Below are 16,576 nucleotides of genomic sequence, written 5' to 3' on the forward strand. Positions count from 1 at the left end.
TGTTCGCCAACCAAGCAAGGAGTCTGATTGTTGTCACTCGATGAAGGATTTGGTCCCGTTTCCGGCCGAGTGACCGTACAGGATGCAGTCTACCTGCAGTTGCGAGAGGCATTGCTGATTGGCCGTTTCGATCCCGGTCAGGTGCTGACCATCGCGTCTTTGTCGCAGACATTCGATACCAGCCATATGCCCGTGCGCGAGGCGTTGCGGCGGCTTGCGGCGGAGAACGCGCTGGAGGTTGCGCGCAACGGTTCGGCGCGAGTGCCGCCCGTCAGTGTCGCGCGGCTGGATGATTTGTGTCAGGCAAGGGCCACAGTGGAGGGCCTTGCAACCGAATTGGCGGCGCAGGCCATTACTGCGGATGAAATCGACGCACTTGAAGCCAATATCGTGCTGCATGAAGCTTGCGCTGGCGAGGAGCAGGTTTACGCCATGCTCGATCGCAATCGCGAATTTCACTATCTGATCTATAAAGCTTCCCATTCCGAAGTTCTTATGCAGCTGATAGACACGCTGTGGTTGCGGTATGGTCCATATATGCGAATGTTATCGGCCTATGTGCAGCCGCGCATGAAGGCGGAAGGCGACAAGGCTTATACGCGGAATCACCGCCGCATCGTCGCGGCGATGAAGTCGCGTGACGCTGGCCGTGCCCGCGAGGCCATGGTGTCCGATATACGCGATACGCAGGATCTTTTGCGTACGCTGATCGTGGAATAGTAACCACCCGCTGCTTCCGCATGTGCGTTATCTATCTCCATTCTGCGTCTAAAAAAATTCAATTTAAATCAATGGTTTGATTGGCTTTCAGTGCTGAGCTGCATACAATTGTGCGGTCTGCCCGGTCACCGGATTGACGTTATCCGAATACTGTGATCTTTTGATCAAAATATTCGAGGTCTGAAATGTCTGACTATTTCCTCTATCATTCGATCGGCACTTTCCCCGGTAAGGCGGAAAAGATGGCGGAAGCTTTGTCCGCTTTCTCAGCCGTTTGGTCTGCTGAGGATGATGGTCAATGGCCCGCCGCGCTCGCTGCACGTCAGACTTTCATCGATGCCTGGCGGAATGTGATCGATGCGCCAGCGGGTTCGCTGACGACAGCCGAGAATGTTACAACCGCGCTTTACAGCATCATAGGCGGCCTGCCAGCAGAGCGTCTGCGCGGTAAGCGGCTGCTTGTGGCCGCCGATTGTTTCCCGAGCCTGCATTTCATGCTGGCAGGCATCGCGCAGCGCTTTGGTTTTACGCTGGACACTGTGCCGATGCGTCCCGGCGAGGCATGGGTGCGTGATGAGGATTTCATTGCGCGCTGGCAGGACGATGTGGGCGTGGCACTGCTGACATTCGTTTCATCCACCACCTCGCATAAGGTGGATGTTGAAGCCCTTTGTGCCCATGGCCGAGCGATGGGAACACTCGTCGGTGTCGATATCACGCAGGGCGTCGGCGTTCTGCCGTTCTCGGTCAAGACGACCGGGGCTGATTTCGTCGTTTCCACCTCGCTGAAATGGCTGTGCGGCGCTTCGGGCGCCGGGATCATACAGGTCACACCATCGTTGCTGGCCGATTTGCGCCCAGAGCTTCGGGGTTGGTTCAGTCAGGAAAACCCCTTTTCCTGGGATCTCGACGGGTTTTCCTTTGCAGCTGATGCGCGGCGCATGGATCATGGTACGCCAGCGATTCTGGCTTCGGTCGCGTCTCTGCCAGGTATCCAATGGGCAATGGAGCAAGGTGTCGACAACATCCGCGCGAACAATCTCGCTAGCGCCCATGCAATCATTGCGCGCGCACAGAATCTGGGTTGGAAACTTGTTTCCCCGGTCGACGATGCACGGCGCGGCGGCAGCGTGATGCTGACCCTGCCATCCGATGTCGTTCCGGCAGCGGTTGTATCGGCGCTGCGCGAGCAGAAAATCTATTGCGATGCGCGCGGCAGCACGATGCGGCTATCGCCAGGATACGTCACGTCCACCGATGCGGTCGACCACCTATTCACCGCGCTTGAACGCATTGTGCCGAAACGAAATTCCTGATGCAGATTACAGGCACGATAAACTATCGATCATAATCAGAGACACGAAGTCCAGAGAGGAACCATGTTTAAAAAAGTCGCTATTCTGACAGCTGCGGCGTTGTCGTTTATGGTTTCGTCCGCCTTTGCGGACGGTAAGATTGTTGTCGGCTCCTATGCGGCCAACCCGCCATGGGAATTCAAGAACGAGAAGGGTGTCTTCGAGGGCTTTGAAGTCGATGTCGCGACCGAAGCCGCAAAGCGGCTCGGCATGGACGTTGAATTCCAGCCTCTCGGTTTCCAGGCGCTGTTTGCCGCCACCAGTTCGGGCCGTATCGATTTCGCCATTTCGTCCATTTCGGTCACGAACGAACGCCTGAAGACGCAGTCTTTCACGCAGCCTTATTACGACAGCGACGGCACAATCGTCGGCAAGGCCGATGCACCAGTCAAGGCGCTGGAAGACCTCAAGGGCAAGGTGATCGGCGTCGTCGCTGGCACCACGGGCGAGAGCTGGGCGAAGGAAAACGCCGAGAAGCTTGGCGTTGCCGAGGTCAAGAGCTATGCGGCTCAACAGGATCTGCTGCTCGACGTGCAGACGGGTCGAATTGTCGGTGGCGCCGGTGAACTGGCCGGCTTCCAGTACGCGATCCAGAAAATGCCAGCCTTGAAGGTTCTCGTTCGTATCCCGACTGGTGAACGCTTTGCCATGATGGCCAAGAAGGACCTCGAAATCCTGCCGAAGGTCAATGATGCGATTTCCAAGATGAAGGAAGATGGCACTCTTGCCGCCATCCACAAGAAGTGGTTCGGTGTTGAACCGGATGCCGGTACTTCGACCGTCAAACCGATGCCGGTTCCATCCGCGCAGTAAACGCGAGCGGCTGCGTCGGAGTGTCTGACGCAGCCGCCTCTCAAACCATCTCAGGATTTCCGGATTGATGCCATGGGTCTGCTCGAAACGTTTTTCAATTGGGACATTCTCGTCCGATCCTTTCCAATTCTGCTGCTCGGGCTCGGCAATACCTTGCTTCTTGGCGTGACTGCTATTTTCTTGGGCAGTCTTTTCGGCCTGCTTCTTTGCTTTGTGCGCCTCTATGCGCCCAAACCGTTTCAGTATATCGCCATCGGCTATATCGATATCTTTCGGGCGTTGCCGGTTCTGGTGGTGCTGATCCTGATCTATTACGCACTGCCTTTCGTCGGCATTTCGTTTTCCTCTTTCACCTCGGCGACGCTGGCGCTTTCCATGGTGCTCGCCGCCTTTACGGCTGAAGTCTGCCGCGCGGGCATCGAGAATGTGCCTAGGGGGCAGTTCGAAGCAGCGGTCTCGCTGGGCCTGCCTTTCTGGCAAGCGATGCGCAAAATCATTCTGCCGCAGGCGCTCAAGGTCATGGTGCCCCCACTGACGTCCAATTGCATCTCGACGTTCAAGGATACAGCGCTCGCCTCGGTAGTTGCTATGCCAGATCTGCTCAAGCAGGCCAACGACACGCAAGCGCTGATGGCCAATCCCACGCCTTTGATTGGCGCCGCAATCATCTATTTCGCGTTCCTCTGGCCGATGGTTCGTCTGGTCGGTTATCTCGAAAAGCGCAGCGCCACCGCAAAGACCGCCCGCTGACCTCGATAAAACTGGTTTCCCCGATGACCGATAGTATCTCCGTTAACTCGTCCGACCGCCCGGCCATCATTATGCGTGGCATCAACAAGTGGTACGGTAATTATCACGCGCTACGCGATGTCACCCTCTCGGTTGCGAAAGGCGAGCGCATCGTGATCTGCGGGCCATCGGGCTCGGGAAAATCGACAACCATCCGCTGCATCAATCAACTGGAAAAGCATGAAAGCGGCTCGATCGTCATCGACGGCATAGAGCTTAACGGCAAGGGTCCGCAGCTGGATGCCATCCGCCGCGAGGTTGGCATGGTGTTCCAGCATTTCAACCTCTTTCCGCATCTGACGATCCTTGAGAACTGCACCATCGCCCCGATGACGGTGAAGAAGATTCAACAAAAGGAAGCCGAAGACCTCGCCCGCAAGTATCTTGAGCGCGTACGCATTGGCCATCTGGCGGATCGCTATCCTTCGCAGCTTTCGGGCGGACAACAGCAGCGCGCAGCAATTTCGCGGTCGCTTTGCATGCAGCCTAAGGTGATGCTGTTCGACGAGCCGACCTCGGCGCTCGACCCCGAAACTGTGGGCGAAGTGCTCGATACGATGATCTCGCTGGCCGAAGACGGTATGACAATGCTGGTCGTGACCCATGAAATGGGCTTTGCCCGTCGGGTTGCCGACCGGGTGATCTTCATGGATCACGGCGCGATTTGCGAGGAAGCCAAGCCGCAAGATTTCTTCACCGCGCCGAAGAGCGAGCGGGCCGCCGCCTTCCTTCGACAGATCATGCACTAAACGCGAAAGCGGTACAGACATTCGTTTGGGAGTATCTCGATGCCCACAGCTTTTGAAAGCGCCGGAGCGTTTCCGGTCGACCGCGTGCGCGCCCATTTTCCGGCTTTATCCCTGCCGGGCAATCCGGTCTTCTTCGACAATGGTGCTGGTGCGCAGGTGCCTCAGGGCGTTATCGACGCTGTTAGCCACCACATGCTGCACCGCATGGTGCAGCGCGGAGGGCGCTATGCATCGAGCCGGGCGGTGGATCAGGCGATAGACGAGGCGCGCCAAAGTGTTGCCATTCTCGTCAATGCCTATGATCCGGCTGAAATTTCCTTCGGCATGAATGCGACCTCCTTTATCCGGCTCGTCAGCCTCGGCATCGCCAGGATGATCGATGAACGCAACGAGATTGTCGTTACCGACATGGATCATGACGCCAATATCTCGACCTGGCTGGCGCTCGAAAGCCAGGGGGTGAAATGCGTCTGGTGGCGGATGCGCGAGGACGGTAACCTGCATGTCGATGATCTGAAGCCGCTGCTCAACAGGCGTACACGTTTGGTGGCCGTCACGGTCGCCTCACATTCCATCGGCTCGCTTGTCGATGTTCGCAGCGTCGCGGAACTGGCGCACGCTGCGGGTGCGGAAGTTTTTCTGGATGCCGTCCATTATGGACCGCATGGTCTGATCGACGTTCAGGCTTGGGATTGCGACTATTTGGTCTGCTCGGGGTACAAGAATTTCTCACCGCATATGGGCTTTCTCTGGGGCCGGTTCGACCTTCTCAAGGCCTTGCCGACATTCAAGGAAGACTTCATCCCCGACGTGCCTCCACACAAGATCGAAGTCGGCACCTTCACCTATGAAAATGCTGTCGGCATGGGCGCTGCAGTTGATTATCTGGAATCGCTTGGCCGCAACTTCGAGGCGTCGTCTGAAAAATCGCGCCGCGCCAATCTGGTGGCTGGCATGGCGGCTATCAGGGCCTATGAAACGACGCTGTCGCTTTCTGTCCTGAAGGTTCTGAAATCACATGACGCCATCGTCTACGGCATTGCGGACGAAGCGTGCATTGCCGAACGTGTACCCACTTTCTGTTTCAACCTTCCGGGCAAGCAGCCAGCCCATATTGCTCAGGCCATGGCGGATGCGGGTATCATGATCCGCGACGGTCACCTGTTTGCGCCGCGGCTGATGGCACGGCTGGGGCTCAGCATGGAAAGCGGTGCGCTCCGGGCAACCCTGGTGCACTACAATACGGTGGAAGAGATCGCACATTTCGACAGGGTGCTGGCATCAATTCGGGATTGAAATCCGCCTCTGTATAAAGTGGTTGGGAATCTGATGCGTCTGATCCCGCGACGGTGATAAGCACTGTAAGGCCCCCGCCTGCATTCAACGGCGGCCTTTTCGATTGATTATGCGTTATTTATCTAATCGCTTTCGCCGTGCGAGCATGTTGAGTGCCTCGACGAGCGCCGAGAAACCCATGGCGGCATAGATGTAGCCTTTCGGCACATGGAAGCCAAAACCGTCGGCGATCAGCGTCATGCCGATCATCAGCAGGAAGCTCAGCGCCAACATTACAATGGTCGGATTGGCGGCGATGAAGCGCGATAGCGGATCGGCAGCCAGCAGCATTACCGCCACAGCGGAGAGAACGGCGATGACCATGATGGCGATTTCGTCGGTCATGCCAACGGCGGTAATAATCGAGTCGACTGAGAAAACCAGATCGAGAATGAGTATCTGCACGACGGCAGCGCCCATCGTCAGTTCCGCGACTTTACCACCGATATTTTCCTTACCGTCATTCGGATCGACCGTGTGATGGATTTCCTTGGTCGCCTTCCAGACAAGGAAAAGACCACCCGCAATGAGGATGATGTCGCGCCACGAAAAGCCGTGGCCAAACGCTTCGAAGATCGGTTCTTTGAGCTGCACGATGATCGAGATCGTGAAAAGTAGCGCCAGACGCAATATAAGCGCGGCACCAATGCCGATCCGTCTTGCTTTTGATTGTAAATGAGCGGGGAGTTTGTTCGTAAGGATCGAAATGAATATCAGATTGTCGATGCCGAGGACGATTTCCATCGTCACCAGCGTTATCAGTGCAGCCCAGCCGCCCGGGCTGGATAGAAACGCCAGATGCTCAGTAAGCAATTCCATGTAGACGACCCTTTGCGAAAAACTCGGTCGCACAGAAATAAGCATCCCGGATCGTTGTTCAACTACGCGTGATCAAAGATTTTCCACAACGTTGCCAATTGGCCATTCAAAAGCGCGGCGCGTCGGGCTGGAGGAGAGGTTTGCCTCAAGGTCGCTGAGCGGAAACGAGCGGACATTACGGAAGATTAATTTTACTTTACAGTAAAGTAAAATATGTTGGAGGCGTATATTTGGCTATCGTCCCCTATCAAGTCGGGGTCGGATCTTACGGCCTCGACGGATGAAAAGGCACCGACATATGAAATCTGGGAAACGCGGTTTACTGCTATTTATATTGGGGCTGTTCCTCGTCGGAGCTTATTTCGCATGGCAGGGCATGCAAAAGACCTCAGCTGAGGCGACAACGGCAGCGGCTGCACCAACTCCAGCAAGAGCGACAGCTGTCGAAGCTGCAACCGTGGAAACACGGGATCTGGACAGCATCATCTCGGCAGTCGGCAGCCTTCGCGCCAAAGAATCCGTTACGCTGGCATCGGAAATCGGCGGGCGCGTGGACAAGATTCTGTTCGAAGAAGGCCAGCGTGTTCAAGCGGGCAGCGTCCTCTTCCAGCTAGATACGTCGATCCTGAGCGCTTCCGTACAGTCAGCCCGGGCGGCAAATGTGCTTGCCAAATCCACCTTTGACAGGACGGAAGCCCTATCGAAGCGCGGTATCAGCGCGACGCAGGCTCTGGAGGAAGCGCAGGCAAATCTGCGCAACACCGAAGCTGCTCTGGCACTGGCCGAAGCGCAGCTAGCGCAGACTTCGATCAAGGCGCCCTTCGATGGCGTGGTCGGTCTGCGCTCTGTCAGCGTTGGCGCTTATGTTACGGCTGGATCCACCAATCTGGCCAAGCTGGATCAGATCGATCCGCTTGTGGCTGAGTTCACCTTACCGGAAGTGGCGCTGGCGGATATTACGCCTCAGCAGCAGGTTTCGGTGGTTGCGGACGCGCTGCCAGACCAGCGGTTTCAAGGTCAGGTCTATGCCATCGAGCCCTCCATCGACGAAACCGGCCGTTCCATTCGTATGCGCGCGCTTATCGCCAATCCCGACCTGAAGTTGCGACCCGGCCTTTTCGTTCGCGTCAATGTGACGACCAGCACCAAGGCCGATGCCATGCTGGTGCCGGAAAGCGCGATCGTGCCAAGCGGGCAAACGCAGACGGTCTACCGGATCAAGGATGACGATACGGTTGAAGTCGTTACGGTCACACTGGGGCAGCGGCTTGACGGTATGGTCGAGATTGTCTCTGGGCTCGACAAGGAGGCGCGTGTTGTGACCGCTGGACAGCAGAAATTGCAGAACGGCAGCAAGGTCAGTGTTCAGGAAACGTTGGCGGAGGGCTCGGTCTAATGTCCATATGGGAAATGTGTGTCCGCCGGCCAGTCTTCGCGACTGTTCTGAGCCTTGTTCTCGTGCTGCTCGGCATCGTATCCTATGAGCGGTTGAGCACCCGCGAATACCCCGATGTTGAAGAACCGACGGTTTCGGTTTCCACGACCTATTCCGGCGCCAATGCCGAAATCGTGGAAAGTCAGGTGACGCAGGTTCTGGAAACGCAGCTTTCCGGCATTGCCGGTATCGACGTGGTGTCATCGACAAGTCGCGCCGAAACCAGCGCTATCACGGTGCGCTTTACCCTGGGGACCGACCCCGAAGTCGCTGCTGCAGAAGTCCGCGACCGCGTGTCCCGCGCAAGGCGCAATCTCCCGGATGAGATTGACGAGCCTATCGTGGCCAAGGTGGAGGCGGATGCCCAGCCCATCGTCTATGTAGCTTTTACAAGCGACCGCCATTCCGGTCTTGAAATCACCGATCTTCTCAACCGCTCGATTGTTGATCGCATCCAAAATTTGCCCGGCGTCTCGGAAGCCCGTGTTTTGGGCGCACGCGAATATGCGATGCGCGTCTGGATCGATGCTCGCAAGCTGGCGGGTTATGGCTTGACGGTTCAGGATGTCGAAACGGCTCTTGAAAACCAGAATGTCGAAGTGCCCGCCGGGCGTATTGAAAGCAAGGACCGGGAGTTCACGCTTCTCGCCAATACGGCGCTGACGACGCCTGAAGAATTCGCGGATATCATCATCAATGTCGTGAATGGTTATCCGGTGCGTCTGCGTGATGTCGGAAGGACCGAATTGGGCGCCGCGGACGAACGGCGCGCCACCACCAAACAGGGGCAAACGGCGATATCCATCGGCGTTGTCAAGCAGGCGACAGCGAACCCGCTTGATGTCGCGAATAGCCTGCGCGCTGTTCTCCCCGGCATCCAGGAGAGTCTGCCGGATGGGATGCAAGCCGAAATTACCTATGATACGTCGATCTTTATCGACCGTTCCATTGCAGCAGTGTTCACTACGATTGGGGAGGCGATTGTCCTCGTCATCATGGTGATCTTCTTCTTCCTGCGTTCAGTGCGCGCGAGCCTTATTCCCATCGTGACAATACCGGTTTCGCTCATAACGACGCTGGCAATCATGTTTGCCTTCGGCTTCAGTATCAACACACTGACCTTGCTCGCCATGGTACTGGCTATTGGTCTGGTGGTGGATGACGCTATCGTCGTTCTGGAAAACGTGCACAGGCGCATCGAAGAAGGGGAAACCCCGGTACAGGCAGCCATTGCCGGTACGGGAGAAATCGCCTTCGCCGTCATCGCGATGACGCTTACACTGGCTGCTGTCTATGTGCCGATTGCGTTCACGGAGGGCCGGACCGGGCAATTGTTCATCGAGTTTGCCCTGACGCTCGCCGGTGCCGTGCTGGTCTCCGGTTTCGTGGCTCTGACACTGACACCCATGATGTGCGGCAAGCTGTTGCGTCACAATAAAAATCAGGGCCGGATTTCACGCGCCTTGGAAGGGTTTCTCGACCGTCTCAACGAGTATTATCGGCGTACGCTCGGCCTTGCCATGCGACACAAGCTAATTGTGCTCACGAGCGCTGCGGCAACGGCTGCCTTGGCGGGTTTCCTTTATGTCAATCTGCCAAGCGAACTTGCTCCGGTCGAGGATCGAGGTGTCATCCGCATGGCGGGCACTGCTCCGGAAGGTTCAACGCTTCAGTTCACGCAGCGTTATGGCCAGGTCAGCGAGGAGATCCTTTCCAACATACCCGAGATCAGTACCTATTTTGCCGTTTACGGTTTTCCGCAGGTGACCAATTTCAGCGCCTTTGGGCTGCTGAAGGACTGGGACGAGCGTGATCGCAGTCAGCAGGAAATCATTCAGTCCATCGGTCCGCAAATGACAGCGATCCCGGGCGTTCGTGGCTTTGCCTTTAATATGCCATCGCTCTCGACCGCGCGTGGCAGCGGGGCAGGCGCCAATAATCCGGTCCAGTTTGTGATCCAGTCTTCCTCAAGCTACGAGGATCTCAATACGCTTGCGAACGCATTTGTCGATAGGATCAAGGAGAATCCAGGACTGGTGAACGTTGAATCGAACCTCGATCTCAACAAGCCTCGTATGGAAATCAACATGAACCGCGAGAAAATCCGCGAGGCGGGTCTACAGGTTTCCGATGTCGGGCGTACGCTGGAAACGATGTTCGGCAGCCGTCAGGTAACACGCATCGACCGGGATGGCGAGCAATCGGATGTTCTTGTCCAGCTTGACGCGAGTGACCGTGCTACGCCGGATTCCATCAATATCGTCAATGTGCGCGGCTCGTCCGGCCAGCTTATCCCGTTGTCCAATCTCGTGACCGTCAAGGAAAGTGTCGAACCAGCCAATCTCTATCGTTTCAACCGGCTGCGTTCGGCAACGATCAGTGCGGGTCTGGCTCCCGATTATTCACTGGGCGAGGCGCTGACTTATCTGCAAAATACCGCGAATGAGACCTTTCCAACCTATGCTCAGTACGATCTGGAAGGGGAGTCTCGTGAATTCACCAGCTCCAATTCAAGCATTCTGTTCGTGTTCGGCTTGGCTATCCTGTTTATCTATCTGGTTCTGGCAGCGCAGTTTGAAAGCTTTGTCAGCCCATTCATCATTCTGCTCACGGTTCCACTGTCGATTGCGGGCGCTTTGCTGGCGCTGTGGCTCGCAGGCGCGAGTATGAACGTCTATAGCCAAATTGGTCTGGTCACACTCGTCGGACTGATTACCAAACACGGTATTCTGATTGTCGAGTTCGCCAATCATATGCGTGACCAGGGGCGGGACGCTGCCGAAGCTGTGGTGGAAGCGGCGGTGATGCGTCTGCGCCCGATCCTCATGACCACCGGGGCAATGGTGCTTGGCGCTATCCCGCTTGCCATCGCGACCGGGGCCGGTGCGCAAAGCCGTCAGGCCATCGGCTGGGTGATTGTTGGTGGTATGTCCTTCGGCACCTTGTTGACCCTCTTCGTGGTGCCTGTGGTCTACACTCTTGTGATGGGCAGGGCCAAATATTCGCAGGAGATACCGAGCAGAGCGTAAACGATGGTGGGTGGATATTTGAGCGCGCCGGAATTTAGTGTCGGATTCGTCCCGTTCAACGGCTTTGTGCAGCGCGCGTCGGCTCGCGCCGATGAGGCGCTCGCTCTTGTCCCTAATGAGCCACGGTACCGGAAATTGGCTGTCAGGCGAGTTGCTCTGTAAGGTATTTTGAAACGAAATCCACAAAAGCCCGTACTCGCGCCAGTGGATAGCGGCTTGCAGGCCAAAGAAGATAAAATATCCCGGTATTGTTGGCCGTGCCCGGAAGAACATCGACCAATGAGCCATCCCGTATTCTGCATTTAGCGGAAAAGCTTGGCAGCATGGCGATGCCGTTTCCATCCAAAACCAATTGTATAATGGAATCGACGGTGGTTACAGTGAATGTTTCCGGCGCCCTCGAGTTCTCGTCGTCCTGACCGGCCAGTTCCCAAGGAGCAATCTTACCGGTTTCCGAATAACGGTGCCGGAGGCAGCGATGGTTCTGGAGATCTGCGACGGACTTAGGCGCGCCGCATCGTGCGATATAATCCGGTGAGGCGACGAGACACCACGAAAACTCCCCGACCTTCCGGTAAAGCAGGCGACTATCCTTCGGTTTTCCGGTGCGGATCACCACATCGAACCCTTCGTCAATGACATCGGCAAAGCGGTCGCTGATATCCAACTCGAGATCAACTTCCGGATAGGCCTTCATAAAAGCGCTGACGGCTGACACCAGCAGCGTGGATGAAATGGGCAAGCCGATTTTCAGGCGTCCGTGGGTGCCCTGAGATGACTGGGATAACTCTGCCTGCGCCACTTCCAGTTCGCCTAGAACGCGGCGGCACCGTTCAAGAAACAGTTTTCCTTCGGTGGTAAGTGCGATTGAGCGCGTCGAGCGATGAAACAGTCGCACACCGAGTTGCTCTTCAAGCTTTTGCACCGATTTACCAACAGCAGAAGCCGACAGGCCTACAATCTGACCCGCCTCACGAAAACTTCTCTTTTCGGCAGCATGTACGAATGTCTGGAGTGCGCCGATATTATCCAATTTCAATTTAATTCCGGAAAATCCTTCCACAATGATCCGAATTCAAGCGCTATTAAGCTATCTCGTCAACGCCGATACAAAGGCTGTCAGAAAATTGATGAATGCCAGTTCAGGAGAACCAGAACATGAGCAGCCTTTTCAAGCCGTTTAACCTTTCGGGTCTTGCACTACCCAATCGCATTGTCATGGCGCCGATGACTCGTTCGCGGAGTTTTAGTGGCGCGGCTGACGAGCTGGTTGCGCTCTATTACAGCCAGCGCGCGACAGCGGGGCTGATCGTCACCGAAGGTACGCCGATTTCGCGTGAAGGGCAGGGATATCTTTTCAATCCTGGAATTTTCAGCGAAGAACAAATCAAGGGCTGGCGTCTGGTTACCCAGTCTGTTCACAGCGCAGGCGGTCGTATTTTTGCCCAGCTCTGGCATGTTGGCCGCATTTCCAACCGGTCCATTCAGGAAGACGGCAAGGCACCCGTCAGTTCAACAGGCCGAGTGGCGTCAGGCGCGATGTCTTTTGTTCGTAATGCGAATGGTGAGCCCGATTTCGTGCCGGTCTCGGAGCCGCGCGCTCTGACGACTGAAGAAGTGAAACGGGTGATCGGCGACTTTGTGCAAGCAGCACGCAATGCAGTCGATGCGGGCTTCGACGGCGTGGAACTGCATGGTGCCAATGGCTATCTGCTGGAACAGTTCATTAACCCTCTGGTCAATGACCGCGACGATATCTATTCCGCCAAAACCATCGAAGGGCGCCTGCGCTTTGTGCTCGAAACCGTCGATGCGGTATCGGAAGCCATTGGCGCCAGCCGCGTTGCCATTCGTCTGTCGCCTTATGGCACCATTCACGACAATCCACTGTTCCCGGACCTCGAAGAGACTTATGTCGCACTGGCAGCGGAACTGGGCAAGCGCGGCGTGGCCTATGTTCATGTCATGGATCAATCTGGGCAGGTCAAGCTGCCTTATGGCGAACGCCCTGCCAGTGATGCCATTCACGGCTTGATGGAACAATGGCGTCCGTTGTTGCCGAATACGGCACTCATCCTGGCTGGCGGTCTGGATCAGGCGCGTGCTCAGCGTCTGCTTGATGCCGGATTGATTGACCTTGCGGCGTTCGGCCAGCCATTCATCGCCAATCCTGATCTGGTCGAGCGGCTGCGCAACAACTGGCCACTGGCAGAGCCTGATCGCGCAACATATTACGGTGGCGGACGCGCGGGCTATGTCGATTATCCGCCCTATGCTGGACGTTCGCTGGTCGCCTGATCGCCAGGTTCCCTCCCTTTGGCTTCGGCGTCGCACTCATGAAGCAACTGTAGGCGCACCGGGTCATTCTGCCCGAGATCATTCGTGTCGGGCTTTTTCAAGAAAGGACGAAACCGTGTTTTCCAAAATCCTGTCTGCTGGTGCTTTGCTGAGCGCCACGATGCTATTTTCATCGCCAGTTCTGGCGCAAGAAAACGTATTGCCTTCCATCAATACGCCGCCGGAAGTTTCCAAGGCGAACCTGGCCAAAGTCAAAGCAGAAAAGCGCGGTCAATATGCCGTTCCTGAGGGGTTCGAAAGCGGCATGGTGGAAACCGACGGTATCCGCCTCCACTATGTGCGCGGCGGCGAAGGCAAGGGCGATCCAATCATCTTCGTGCACGGCTTCGGCTCTACCTGGAAAATGTGGCAACCGGCTCTGGAGAAATTCTCTGCCAACCATCAGGTCATCGCAATCGACCTGCCGGGTTTAGGACAGTCGGAGCCATCGGCCAAGCGATATGACGCAGAGCAGATGAGCGCCTATCTTCTGGGCGCGATCAAAAGCCTAACCGACAATCAACCTTTCACCTATGTCTGCCACGACCTGTGCAACTCGGCATCCTATCCAATGGTCGCTAACAATCAGGATATCATCAAGAAGGTCGTGTTCATGGATTCGCCGATCCCCGACAAGGCGATGTGGACCTATCCAGGTTTGACGCCAAATGGTCCGGGCCTCGGCTGGCATTTCGGCTATTTCTCGTTCGGAGACATTGCCGAGAAAATGGTCTCCACAGATCCGGTGCTGTTCATGAGCTACTTCATCAAGGAATATGCGGGCAAGAGGGACGTCTTCACACCGGAACTACTGGATGAGCTGATCGAACCCTATTCGACCCGCGCCAATCTGCGCGCCGCCTTTGGCTATTATCAGTCACATTCGGACAGCGCCCGCCAGAACGAAGCGCTGCTTGCCGCCGTCAAACAACTGACCATCCCGGTCTATTCGATCAGCGGTGCCAAGGGCGTAAACGACGTTCTGCCGAAGCAACTGGCAGCCCGCTTCGTAAAGGACCCCAGCAAGCTTGGTTCGACCATTCTCCCAGACACCGGCCATTGGCTGCTTGAAGAATCGGCAACTGAAGTCAACGCGCTGCTTGCCGACTTTATCGACCAGTAAGCCAAGGTAATCCTCACCAACGGTTTCGTGATTGCGGCAGCCCATGCAGCGGTCACGAAACCATGTTGGTATTGCAAATGGCGAATATCGTGACTTTGGCTGTTGAAACGAGCAATTGGAGACCCAAATGACTGTATCACCCACAATCCCGATGATGATGGCAATCGCATTGGGAATTGCAACACCTGCCATGGCGGACCCTTTGCTTGGTGATTTCGATTATGGTTGGCCGGTCCAGCACCAAACCATTCTCAGTCAGAACGAGGCCATGACGATGGCCTATATCGACGCCCGCCCGGAAAATGCCAACGGCCAGACGGCCGTTCTTCTGCATGGCAAGAACTTCTGCGGCGGCACATGGGAAACAACCATCAAAGCCCTGACCGGTGAGGGGTACAGAGTGATTGCTCCCGACCAGATCGGGTTCTGTAAATCAACGAAGCCAGCGCGTTATCAATATGGTCTGCATGCGCTTGCTGACAACACGCACCAGCTTCTGACTGCACTTAACATCGAAAAGCCAGTTCTGGTCGGGCATTCGATGGGCGGTATGCTGGCCATACGCTACGCGCTGCAATATCCGGATGAACTCCAGAAGCTGGTGGTGGTTAATCCGTTGGGGATGGAAGATTGGTGTGCCAAGGGCGTTCCGAATGCGACCATCGATCAACTATACGCCACTGAACTGAAGGTGACGCGGGCAAGCATCAAGGCCTATCAGCAATCGACTTATTATGCTGGCACGTGGAAGCCGGAGTTCGACAGTCCGGTCGATATGCTGGCGTCCATGTATGAAGGGCCGGGCGGAAATATCGTAGCCTGGCATCAGGCTTTAACTGCTGACATGGTGTTCAACCAGCCTGTTGTCCATGAATTCGACAAGCTGCGTGTGCCGACCGTTCTGATGATTGGCCTGAAGGATAATACGGCCATGGGCAAGAACCGCGCGGATGCGAAGCTTGCAGCGACGCTTGGCAATTATCCGGTATTGGCAGAGGAGGCTCAGGCGCGCATACCCAATTCGCAACTGATCACCTATCCTGATTATGGGCATACCCCACAGATGCAGGATCCAGAACGCTTCAATGCTGATCTAATAAAGGCGATTGGCTCGCCACGATAGACCGCCGGAGCCTAGGCGGCTCCGTGGTCACCTATCATATGCTGGCGTTGATTTTTTTACTTGCTCTGGTCTCAGCCGTTATAAAACGCGTGTGAAAGCTAATCCAATTGCGAGGTCTGTTGCGGAAGACGTTCGTGCGCCACCGCGTATTTGCGGTGGCATTCAGAGCCGCAGAGCCCGAAACATCATGAACGCATCAGTATAGATGAGGTTGGCCGCGGGCCATTTCCGTTGTTCATCTTCTCACATATAGAGGGATTCCATTCCACGGACGCCCGTGACTTTGGAATAGCTGCCTTTGATACTTTACTAAATCCATAGACAATAGGCTCTCCAAGGAGTGATTGTATGAAGGTTTTAGGCATCTATGGCAGCGTCAAGCGACCGTCGCGGACGGCACGACTGGTTGACGATATTCTCGCGGGCATCGCCCGCGGCGCGAGTGTCGAGATAGACAGAATTGATCTGGTCGACGCCGCGCCGGTTCTGTTCCGTGCATTGCGCGCCGATCAGCTGGATGCTGCTGGCCGTGCTATCATCGACGCTGTCGAGGCTGCGGATGTGCTTGTGGTCGGCTCGCCCGTCTATCGCGCATCCTATACCGGTGCGCTGAAGCATCTCTTTGATCTTGTTGATTTTCGTGCCTTGCAGGGACGGCGCGTTGTTCTTGCCGCGACGGGCGGCTCACCGCTGCACGGGCTGATGTTGGAACATCAGTTTCGCCCGTTGTTTGGGTTTTTCGGTGCCGTCACCATTCCAACAACGGTCTATGCCGTCGAAGCGGATTTCACTGAATATATTCTTTCCAATCCAGCCGTTGAGGCGCGCATTGAGCGGGCTGTTTCGGAACTATTCGATCTTTCACCTGCCATACCCCGCACCGTTGCGTCGTCGGAAACGGGCGAACGGACGCTTCGCGTCGTGCCGGGCGAAGCCATTGCGAATTGAT

14 protein-coding genes are annotated in these 16,576 nt (G+C 56.0%); 12 read left to right on the forward strand and 2 right to left on the reverse strand.

Translation table 11 applies throughout. The features are described from left to right. Positions 1–30 precede the first annotated feature (30 nt). The 6 genes from WIX40_RS17680 (at position 31) to WIX40_RS17705 (ending at position 5,722) form a co-directional block, all read left to right on the forward strand. The gene (locus WIX40_RS17680; protein WP_121537611.1) at positions 31–720 is read left to right on the forward strand and encodes a GntR family transcriptional regulator; all 690 of its coding nucleotides are present in this window, start codon (positions 31–33) and stop codon (positions 718–720) included. A 185-nt stretch (positions 721–905) separates the two neighbouring features. Further along, a complete protein-coding gene (locus tag WIX40_RS17685) occupies positions 906–2,036 on the forward strand; it encodes an aminotransferase class V-fold PLP-dependent enzyme (RefSeq protein WP_339441109.1) in 1,131 nt (376 codons plus the stop codon). Between the two features lie 63 nt (positions 2,037–2,099). After that, positions 2,100–2,888: an ABC transporter substrate-binding protein gene (locus WIX40_RS17690; protein ID WP_109366194.1), complete on the forward strand. Its 789-nt coding sequence runs from the start codon at positions 2,100–2,102 to the stop codon at positions 2,886–2,888. A 72-nt stretch (positions 2,889–2,960) separates the two neighbouring features. Then, positions 2,961–3,638, forward strand: coding sequence for an amino acid ABC transporter permease (locus WIX40_RS17695; RefSeq protein ID WP_339441110.1), 678 nt, complete (start codon positions 2,961–2,963; stop codon positions 3,636–3,638). Positions 3,639–3,661: 23 nt separating this feature from the next. Beyond that, positions 3,662–4,426 (forward strand): amino acid ABC transporter ATP-binding protein, encoded by a 765-nt coding sequence (locus WIX40_RS17700; protein WP_339441112.1) that lies wholly within the window; start codon positions 3,662–3,664, stop codon positions 4,424–4,426. A gap of 39 nt (positions 4,427–4,465) precedes the next feature. Continuing rightward, positions 4,466–5,722 (forward strand): cysteine desulfurase-like protein, encoded by a 1,257-nt coding sequence (locus WIX40_RS17705; protein ID WP_339441114.1) that lies wholly within the window; start codon positions 4,466–4,468, stop codon positions 5,720–5,722. Between the two features lie 114 nt (positions 5,723–5,836). Here WIX40_RS17705 and WIX40_RS17710 read toward each other — a convergent pair whose 3' ends face one another. After that, a complete protein-coding gene (locus tag WIX40_RS17710) occupies positions 5,837–6,580 on the reverse strand; it encodes a TerC family protein (RefSeq protein WP_109366446.1) in 744 nt (247 codons plus the stop codon). Between the two features lie 376 nt (positions 6,581–6,956). Here WIX40_RS17710 and WIX40_RS17715 point away from each other — a divergent pair, with 376 nt between their 5' ends. Beyond that, positions 6,957–7,976, forward strand: coding sequence for an efflux RND transporter periplasmic adaptor subunit (locus WIX40_RS17715; protein WP_339441117.1), 1,020 nt, complete (start codon positions 6,957–6,959; stop codon positions 7,974–7,976). Further along, the gene (locus tag WIX40_RS17720) at positions 7,976–11,044 is read left to right on the forward strand and encodes an efflux RND transporter permease subunit (RefSeq protein WP_339441119.1); all 3,069 of its coding nucleotides are present in this window, start codon (positions 7,976–7,978) and stop codon (positions 11,042–11,044) included. Before WIX40_RS17715 ends, WIX40_RS17720 begins: the two co-directional genes overlap by 1 nt. 142 nt (positions 11,045–11,186) lie before the next feature. Here WIX40_RS17720 and WIX40_RS17725 read toward each other — a convergent pair whose 3' ends face one another. Next, positions 11,187–12,107, reverse strand: a complete 921-nt coding sequence (locus tag WIX40_RS17725; protein WP_339441120.1) for a LysR family transcriptional regulator — start codon at positions 12,105–12,107, stop codon at positions 11,187–11,189. Between the two features lie 95 nt (positions 12,108–12,202). Here WIX40_RS17725 and WIX40_RS17730 point away from each other — a divergent pair, with 95 nt between their 5' ends. The 4 genes from WIX40_RS17730 (at position 12,203) to msuE (ending at position 16,575) form a co-directional block, all read left to right on the forward strand. Further along, entirely contained in the window at positions 12,203–13,342 is a 1,140-nt protein-coding gene (locus WIX40_RS17730) for an alkene reductase (protein ID WP_339441122.1), read from the forward strand. 115 nt (positions 13,343–13,457) lie between these two features. Continuing rightward, the gene (locus tag WIX40_RS17735; protein ID WP_339441123.1) at positions 13,458–14,504 is read left to right on the forward strand and encodes an alpha/beta fold hydrolase; all 1,047 of its coding nucleotides are present in this window, start codon (positions 13,458–13,460) and stop codon (positions 14,502–14,504) included. 127 nt (positions 14,505–14,631) lie between these two features. Further along, positions 14,632–15,627 carry an alpha/beta fold hydrolase gene (locus tag WIX40_RS17740; protein ID WP_339441124.1) on the forward strand — a complete coding sequence of 332 codons (996 nt, stop codon included), beginning with the start codon at positions 14,632–14,634 and terminating at the stop codon, positions 15,625–15,627. 348 nt (positions 15,628–15,975) lie between these two features. Next, positions 15,976–16,575 (forward strand): FMN reductase, encoded by a 600-nt coding sequence (gene msuE / locus WIX40_RS17745; RefSeq protein WP_339441125.1) that lies wholly within the window; start codon positions 15,976–15,978, stop codon positions 16,573–16,575. The last annotated feature ends 1 nt before the right edge of the window (position 16,576 follow it).

The organism is Ochrobactrum teleogrylli (genome assembly GCF_037482325.1).
Classification (GTDB): domain Bacteria; phylum Pseudomonadota; class Alphaproteobacteria; order Rhizobiales; family Rhizobiaceae; genus Brucella; species Brucella teleogrylli.

Coding starts and splice junctions, on each gene's coding strand:
- WIX40_RS17715 (WP_339441117.1), top strand. CDS start 6,957: ATGCAAAAGACCTCAGCTGAGGCGACAACGGCAGCGGCTGCACCAACT.
- WIX40_RS17705 (WP_339441114.1), top strand. CDS start 4,466: ATGCCCACAGCTTTTGAAAGCGCCGGAGCGTTTCCGGTCGACCGCGTG.
- WIX40_RS17730 (WP_339441122.1), top strand. CDS start 12,203: ATGAGCAGCCTTTTCAAGCCGTTTAACCTTTCGGGTCTTGCACTACCC.
- WIX40_RS17690 (WP_109366194.1), top strand. CDS start 2,100: ATGTTTAAAAAAGTCGCTATTCTGACAGCTGCGGCGTTGTCGTTTATG.
- WIX40_RS17700 (WP_339441112.1), top strand. CDS start 3,662: ATGACCGATAGTATCTCCGTTAACTCGTCCGACCGCCCGGCCATCATT.
- WIX40_RS17685 (WP_339441109.1), top strand. CDS start 906: ATGTCTGACTATTTCCTCTATCATTCGATCGGCACTTTCCCCGGTAAG.
- WIX40_RS17710 (WP_109366446.1), bottom strand. CDS start 6,580: ATGGAATTGCTTACTGAGCATCTGGCGTTTCTATCCAGCCCGGGCGGC.
- WIX40_RS17740 (WP_339441124.1), top strand. CDS start 14,632: ATGACTGTATCACCCACAATCCCGATGATGATGGCAATCGCATTGGGA.
- WIX40_RS17720 (WP_339441119.1), top strand. CDS start 7,976: ATGTCCATATGGGAAATGTGTGTCCGCCGGCCAGTCTTCGCGACTGTT.
- msuE (WP_339441125.1), top strand. CDS start 15,976: ATGAAGGTTTTAGGCATCTATGGCAGCGTCAAGCGACCGTCGCGGACG.
- WIX40_RS17695 (WP_339441110.1), top strand. CDS start 2,961: ATGGGTCTGCTCGAAACGTTTTTCAATTGGGACATTCTCGTCCGATCC.